General features: G+C 54.8%; 8 protein-coding genes. All 8 read left to right on the forward strand.

Annotation, left to right across the window (positions count from 1 at the left end):
* Positions 1–522 precede the first annotated feature (522 nt).
* Entirely contained in the window at positions 523–2,091 is a 1,569-nt protein-coding gene (gene cydA / locus KHQ28_RS27180) for a cytochrome ubiquinol oxidase subunit I (RefSeq protein ID WP_002895047.1), read from the forward strand.
* Between the two features lie 15 nt (positions 2,092–2,106).
* The gene (gene cydB, locus KHQ28_RS27185; protein WP_002895049.1) at positions 2,107–3,246 is read left to right on the forward strand and encodes a cytochrome d ubiquinol oxidase subunit II; all 1,140 of its coding nucleotides are present in this window, start codon (positions 2,107–2,109) and stop codon (positions 3,244–3,246) included.
* Between the two features lie 15 nt (positions 3,247–3,261).
* Positions 3,262–3,378 carry a cytochrome bd-I oxidase subunit CydX gene (cydX, locus tag KHQ28_RS27190; RefSeq protein WP_002895051.1) on the forward strand — a complete coding sequence of 39 codons (117 nt, stop codon included), beginning with the start codon at positions 3,262–3,264 and terminating at the stop codon, positions 3,376–3,378.
* Positions 3,378–3,668 (forward strand): cyd operon protein YbgE, encoded by a 291-nt coding sequence (gene ybgE / locus KHQ28_RS27195; protein WP_002895053.1) that lies wholly within the window; start codon positions 3,378–3,380, stop codon positions 3,666–3,668. The genes cydX and ybgE overlap by 1 nt, the downstream gene beginning before the upstream one ends.
* Positions 3,669–3,817: 149 nt before the next feature.
* Complete coding sequence (gene ybgC, locus KHQ28_RS27200) at positions 3,818–4,222, forward strand: tol-pal system-associated acyl-CoA thioesterase (protein ID WP_002895056.1); 405 nt, start codon at positions 3,818–3,820, stop codon at positions 4,220–4,222.
* Positions 4,219–4,911, forward strand: a complete 693-nt coding sequence (gene tolQ, locus KHQ28_RS27205; RefSeq protein WP_004152221.1) for a Tol-Pal system protein TolQ — start codon at positions 4,219–4,221, stop codon at positions 4,909–4,911. The genes ybgC and tolQ overlap by 4 nt, the downstream gene beginning before the upstream one ends.
* Before the next feature lie 3 nt (positions 4,912–4,914).
* On the forward strand, positions 4,915–5,343 hold the full coding sequence (tolR, locus tag KHQ28_RS27210) for a colicin uptake protein TolR (RefSeq protein ID WP_002895061.1): 429 nt from the start codon (positions 4,915–4,917) through the stop codon (positions 5,341–5,343).
* Positions 5,344–5,442: 99 nt separating this feature from the next.
* Positions 5,443–6,259, forward strand: an 817-nt coding sequence (gene tolA, locus KHQ28_RS27215) for a cell envelope integrity protein TolA (protein WP_211777757.1), incomplete at its 3' end; no start/stop codon positions are given.

The following is a 6,259-nucleotide window of genomic DNA, read 5'->3' on the forward strand; positions in this document are numbered from 1 at the left end:
CATTATTCGGATCGGTTCCTTTTTTTGTTTTTTTCCACGACGTTAAATAATATTACCTATGATTCTCATATCTCTCTTTTTAGTAACTGGAAAAGCCATAGTTTAAACACTTAATTAACATTAAGTTCACCAATATTCTTTATTGGGCTACATAATTAACACATAGAGTAAAAATTGATTTATATCAATACTTAATCCTTGGAAAAATCCCTCAAAAAACGTTAAATTGTCTCAAGTCAAATTGGCTGAATTCAGCCATCTTCACTATATATTGATCACCGTCGAAAAATGTAAAACTGGAACAATAAAAACATATTTATTGTAAGGTTATTGCGGCGTAATATATTGGGGAATCAATTGGGTTTTTCGTTAACGTATTTGTAACCTTACCCTGGCATGGTTTTACCTTCGATTGAAACCTGCTGTGGACGGGCGACAAATAAATTTGTATTGGGGCATGCGTATGAGCCAGAGCTTCTCGGTTCATTTTCGGAGTCTTCATGCGATGAGCAAGGAGTCATGATGTTAGATATAGTCGAACTGTCGCGCTTACAGTTTGCCTTGACCGCGATGTACCACTTCCTGTTTGTGCCGCTAACGCTCGGTATGGCGTTCCTGCTGGCCATCATGGAAACGGTCTACGTCCTTTCCGGCAAACAGATTTATAAAGATATGACCAAATTCTGGGGCAAGTTGTTTGGTATCAACTTCGCGCTGGGTGTGGCGACCGGTCTGACCATGGAGTTCCAGTTCGGGACTAACTGGTCGTATTACTCACACTACGTGGGCGATATCTTTGGTGCGCCGCTGGCCATTGAAGGTCTGATGGCCTTCTTCCTCGAATCCACCTTTGTAGGTCTGTTCTTCTTCGGTTGGGATCGTCTGGGCAAAGTTCAGCACATGGCCGTCACCTGGCTGGTTGCGCTGGGTTCCAACCTCTCCGCGCTGTGGATCCTTGTCGCCAACGGCTGGATGCAGAACCCTATCGCATCGGACTTCAACTTCGAAACCATGCGTATGGAGATGGTCAGCTTCTCTGAACTGGTGCTCAACCCGGTCGCCCAGGTGAAATTCGTTCACACTGTGGCGTCGGGCTATGTCACCGGCGCGATGTTCATCCTGGCGATTAGCTCCTGGTACATGCTGAAAGGTCGCGACTTCGCCTTTGCCAAGCGCTCGTTTGCCATCGCAGCCAGCTTCGGTATGGCGGCGATCCTCTCCGTTATTGTGCTGGGTGACGAATCCGGTTACGAAATGGGTGACGTGCAGAAAACCAAACTGGCGGCTATCGAAGCAGAGTGGGAAACCCAGCCTGCGCCGGCGGCCTTCACCCTGTTTGGTATTCCCGATCAGAATGCGCAGACCAACCACTTTGCGATCCAGATCCCCTACGCCCTGGGCATCATTGCTACCCGCTCGGTGGACAAGCCGGTTATCGGCCTCAAGGATCTGATGGTTCAGCACGAAGAGCGTATCCGTAACGGCATGAAAGCCTACGCGCTGCTGGAACAGCTGCGCGCCGGTTCAACCGATCAGGCCGTGCGCGACCAGTTCAATAACGTGAAGAAGGACCTCGGTTATGGCCTGCTGTTGAAGCGCTATACCCCGAACGTCGCTGACGCCACGGAAGAGCAGATCGCCAAAGCGACCAAAGATTCCATTCCAAGCGTCGCACCGCTGTACTTCGCCTTCCGTATCATGGTGGCGTGCGGCATCCTGATGCTGCTGATTATAGGCGCCTCCTTCTGGAGCGTGATCCGTAACCGCATCGGCGAGAAAAAATGGCTGCTGCGCGCCGCATTCTACGGCCTGCCGCTGCCGTGGATTGCCGTGGAGTCGGGCTGGTTTGTTGCCGAATACGGCCGTCAGCCGTGGGCGATTGGTGAGGTCCTGCCGACGGCGGTGGCTAACTCATCATTAACCGCGGGCGATCTGATCTTCTCAATGTTGCTGATCTGCGGTCTGTACACGCTGTTCCTGGTGGCTGAACTGTTCCTGATGTTCAAGTTTGCCCGCAAAGGACCTAGCAGCCTGAAAACCGGCCGCTATCACTTTGAACAGTCCTCTGCGGCTATTCAGTCGGCACGCTAAGACAGGAGTCGTCAAATGATCGATTATGAAGTATTGCGTTTTATCTGGTGGCTGCTGATTGGCATTCTGCTGATTGGTTTTGCCGTCGCCGACGGGTTCGACATGGGGGTGGGCATGCTCACCCGCTTCCTCGGCCGCAACGACACCGAGCGTCGGATTATGATCAACGCCATCGCCCCGCACTGGGACGGTAACCAGGTGTGGCTGATCACCGCCGGCGGCGCGCTGTTCGCTGCCTGGCCGATGGTTTACGCCGCGGCGTTCTCTGGCTTCTATGTGGCGATGATTCTGGTGCTGGCCTCGCTGTTCTTCCGTCCGGTCGGTTTTGACTACCGTTCCAAGATCGAGGACACCCGCTGGCGCAACATGTGGGACTGGGGCATCTTCATCGGTAGCTTCGTGCCGCCGCTGGTGATTGGCGTGGCCTTTGGCAACCTGCTGCAGGGCGTGCCGTTCCACGTCGATGAATACCTGCGTCTGTTCTATACCGGTAACTTCTTCCAATTGCTGAACCCGTTTGGTCTGCTGGCCGGTATCGTCAGCGTGGCGATGATCCTGACTCAGGGCGCCACCTACCTGCAGATGCGTACCGTAGGCGAACTGCACCTGCGTACTCGCACCGTTTCCATGGTGGCGGCGCTGGTGACGCTGGTCTGCTTCGCGCTGGCGGGCGTGTGGGTCTACTACGGCATCGACGGCTATGTGGTGAAATCGGTGATTGACCATACCGGCCCGTCTAACCCGCTGACCAAGGAAGTGGTGCGGGAAGCTGGCGCGTGGATGGTGAACTTTAACAATATGCCAGCGCTGTGGGCGGTGCCTGCCCTGGGCGTGGTGTTGCCGCTGCTGACCGTCGTTTCGACCAAAGCGGATAAAGGTGCCTGGGCATTCCTGTTCTCCTCGCTGACCCTGGCCTGCATCATTCTGACTGCCGGTATCGCGATGTTCCCGTTCATCATGCCGTCCAGCACCATGCTGAACGCCAGCCTGACAATGTGGGACGCGACCTCCAGTCAGCGGACGCTGAACCTGATGACCTACGTGGCGATTGTTTTCGTGCCGATCATTCTGGCCTACACCAGCTGGTGTTACTGGAAGATGTTTGGCCGCATCACGCGCGAAGACATCGAAAAGAATACCCACTCGCTGTACTAAGGTAAGGAGCTATATATGTGGTACTTCGCATGGATTTTGGGAACGCTTCTTGCCTGTGCTTTTGGGGTCATTACCGCGCTGGCGCTTGAGCACGTGGAAGCCACCAAAGCCGGGAAGAAAGAAGAAATCTGATGAAATTTATCGCTACTCTGTACGCGATAATGGACAAGCGCCCGCTCCGGGCGCTTTCCTTATTGATGGCGCTGCTGCTGGCTGGCTGCATTTTCTGGGATCCGTCGCGCTTTGCGGCGAAGACCAGCGAGCTGGAAATCTGGCATGGTTTCTTGCTGATGTGGGCGGTTTGCAGCGGCGTTATTCACGGCGTGGGCTTTCGCCCGCGTGCCGTTCACTGGCAGGGGATTTTTTGTCCGCTTATCGCTGATATCGTGCTCGCTTTAGGTCTCTTCTTTTTCTTCTTTTGAATAAGAGATCTCTGTTAATGCTATGGGCTTGCATAAGCCCATAAAAATTTACGCCCCGTTTACTTTCCCCCATTCCAAACCACCTTTCCCGCGCGTATAGTAGCGAAGTTTGAAAGCTCTAACCTTTTTTTGCATTACCGGGATGTAAAGTGAATACAACGCTGTTTCGATGGCCGGTTCGGGTCTACTACGAAGATACCGATGCCGGTGGTGTGGTTTACCACGCCAGTTACGTCGCTTTTTATGAAAGAGCACGCACAGAGATGCTGCGCCACCATCACTTTAGTCAACAGGTGCTGTTGGCTGAACGCGTTGCCTTCGTGGTTCGCAAAATGACGCTGGAGTATTTTGCCCCCGCCAGACTCGACGACATGCTCGAAGTCCAGACGGAAATTACCTCGATGCGCGGCACCTCTTTGGTTTTCACGCAGCGAATCGTCAACGCCGAGAATACAGTGTTAAACGAAGCTGAGGTTCTCATTGTGTGCGTTGATCCACTCTTAATGAAGCCACGTGCGCTTCCCAAGTCTATTGTCGCGGAGTTTAAGCAGTGACTGACATGAATATCCTTGATTTGTTCCTGAAGGCGAGCCTTCTGGTAAAACTTATCATGTTGATTTTGATTGGTTTTTCTATCGCTTCCTGGGCTATCATTATTCAGAGAACGCGTATCCTTAACTCGGCCGCGCGTGAAGCTGAAGCGTTCGAGGACAAATTCTGGTCCGGGATCGAGCTCTCTCGTCTGTACCAGGAGAGCCAGGGGCGTCGCGATAACCTGACCGGTTCGGAACAAATCTTCTACAGCGGTTTCAAAGAGTTTGCACGCCTGCATCGGGCTAACAGCCATGCGCCGGAAGCGATTGTCGAAGGGGCATCGCGCGCGATGCGTATTTCGATGAACCGCGAACTGGAAACGCTGGAGACCCATATTCCGTTCCTCGGCACCGTAGGCTCGATCAGCCCGTATATCGGTCTGTTCGGTACCGTCTGGGGGATTATGCACGCCTTTATCGCCCTTGGCGCGGTGAAGCAGGCCACCCTGCAGATGGTGGCGCCAGGTATCGCCGAAGCGCTGATCGCCACCGCGATTGGTCTGTTCGCCGCGATCCCGGCGGTCATGGCGTATAACCGCTTGAACCAGCGCGTGAACAAGCTTGAACTGAATTACGACAACTTTATGGAAGAGTTCACCGCTATTCTGCACCGTCAGGCCTTTACCACCAGCGAAAGCAATAAGGGGTAAGCCATGGCCAGAGCACGTGGACGCGGACGTCGCGAACTGAAGTCCGAGATCAACATCGTTCCGCTGCTGGATGTCCTGCTGGTGCTGCTGCTGATCTTTATGGCAACGGCGCCGATCATTACGCAGAGCGTGGAAGTCGATCTGCCGGACGCCACGGAATCGCAAGCGGTGAAAAGCAATGACGATCCGCCGGTGATTGTGGAAGTCTCCGGGGTAGGGCAGTACAGCGTGAAGGTGGGGCAGGAGACGCTGTCCCAGCTGCCGCCGGAGCAGGTAATTGCCGAAGCGAAGCGTCGTCTTGAAGCCAATGAAAAAACGGTATTCCTGATCGGCGGTGCGAAAGACGTCCCTTACGATGAAATTATTAAAGCGCTGAACCTGTTGCATAGTGCAGGGGTTAAATCGGTCGGCTTGATGACCAAACCTATTTAATCGCTTCAGGTAGGTGCGTCCGCGCGGCGTCCGGTGGCGGGTATCGCTCGCCGTCGGTGCGCATCGCGGATACAGGCGAACAGTTTTTGGGAACCGATAGTGTCAAAGGCAACCGAACAAAACGACAAGCTTAAACGAGCGATCATCATTTCAGTCGCGCTGCACATCATTCTGATCGCGCTGCTGATCTGGAGTTCGTTTGACGAGCATCTGGATGCCTCTGCCGGCGGCGGCGGCGGATCGTCGATTGATGCCGTCATGGTCGATCCGGGGGCGGTGGTAAATAACTATAACCGTCAGCAACAGCAGCAGGCCAGCGCACGTCGCGCCGCTGAACAGCGTGAAAAACAGGCGCAGCAGCAGGCGGAAGAGTTACGTGAGAAACAGGCGGCGGAACAGGAACGGCTGAAACAGCTCGAACAGGAGCGGCTGCAGGCGCAGGAAGCGGCGAAAGAAGCGAAGGAGCAGCAGAAGCAGGCTGAAGAAGCGGCTGCCAAGGCCGCCGCGGCGGCAAAAGCCAAAGCGGACGCACAGGCAAAAGAAGCGCAGGAAGCCGCTGCCAAAGCGGCCGCCGAGGCGAAAGCGAAGGCGGATGCCCAGGCGAAAGCGGCAGAACAGGCGGCGGCCAAGGCGGCTGCTGACGCGAAGAAGCAGGCCGAAGCCGCTGCAGCGAAAGCCGCTGCCGAGGCGAAGAAACAGGCGGAAGCTGAAGCGGCGAAAGCTGCGGCCGAGGCGCAGAAGAAAGCGGAAGCGGCGGCTGCGAAGAAAGCGCAACAGGAAGCGGAGAAAAAAGCCCAGCAGGAAGCGGCTAAGCAGGCGGCAGCTGAAAAAGCGGCTGCCGAAAAAGCCGCTGAGAAAGCCGCCGCGCAAAAAGCGGCCGCTGAGAAGGCCGCCGCCGAGAAAGCCGCAGCCGCTG

The sequence above is a fragment of the Klebsiella sp. 28 genome (assembly GCF_018223905.1).
Classification (GTDB): domain Bacteria; phylum Pseudomonadota; class Gammaproteobacteria; order Enterobacterales; family Enterobacteriaceae; genus Klebsiella; species Klebsiella pneumoniae.

Coding starts and splice junctions, on each gene's coding strand:
- cydA (WP_002895047.1), top strand. CDS start 523: ATGTTAGATATAGTCGAACTGTCGCGCTTACAGTTTGCCTTGACCGCG.
- cydB (WP_002895049.1), top strand. CDS start 2,107: ATGATCGATTATGAAGTATTGCGTTTTATCTGGTGGCTGCTGATTGGC.
- cydX (WP_002895051.1), top strand. CDS start 3,262: ATGTGGTACTTCGCATGGATTTTGGGAACGCTTCTTGCCTGTGCTTTT.
- ybgE (WP_002895053.1), top strand. CDS start 3,378: ATGAAATTTATCGCTACTCTGTACGCGATAATGGACAAGCGCCCGCTC.
- tolR (WP_002895061.1), top strand. CDS start 4,915: ATGGCCAGAGCACGTGGACGCGGACGTCGCGAACTGAAGTCCGAGATC.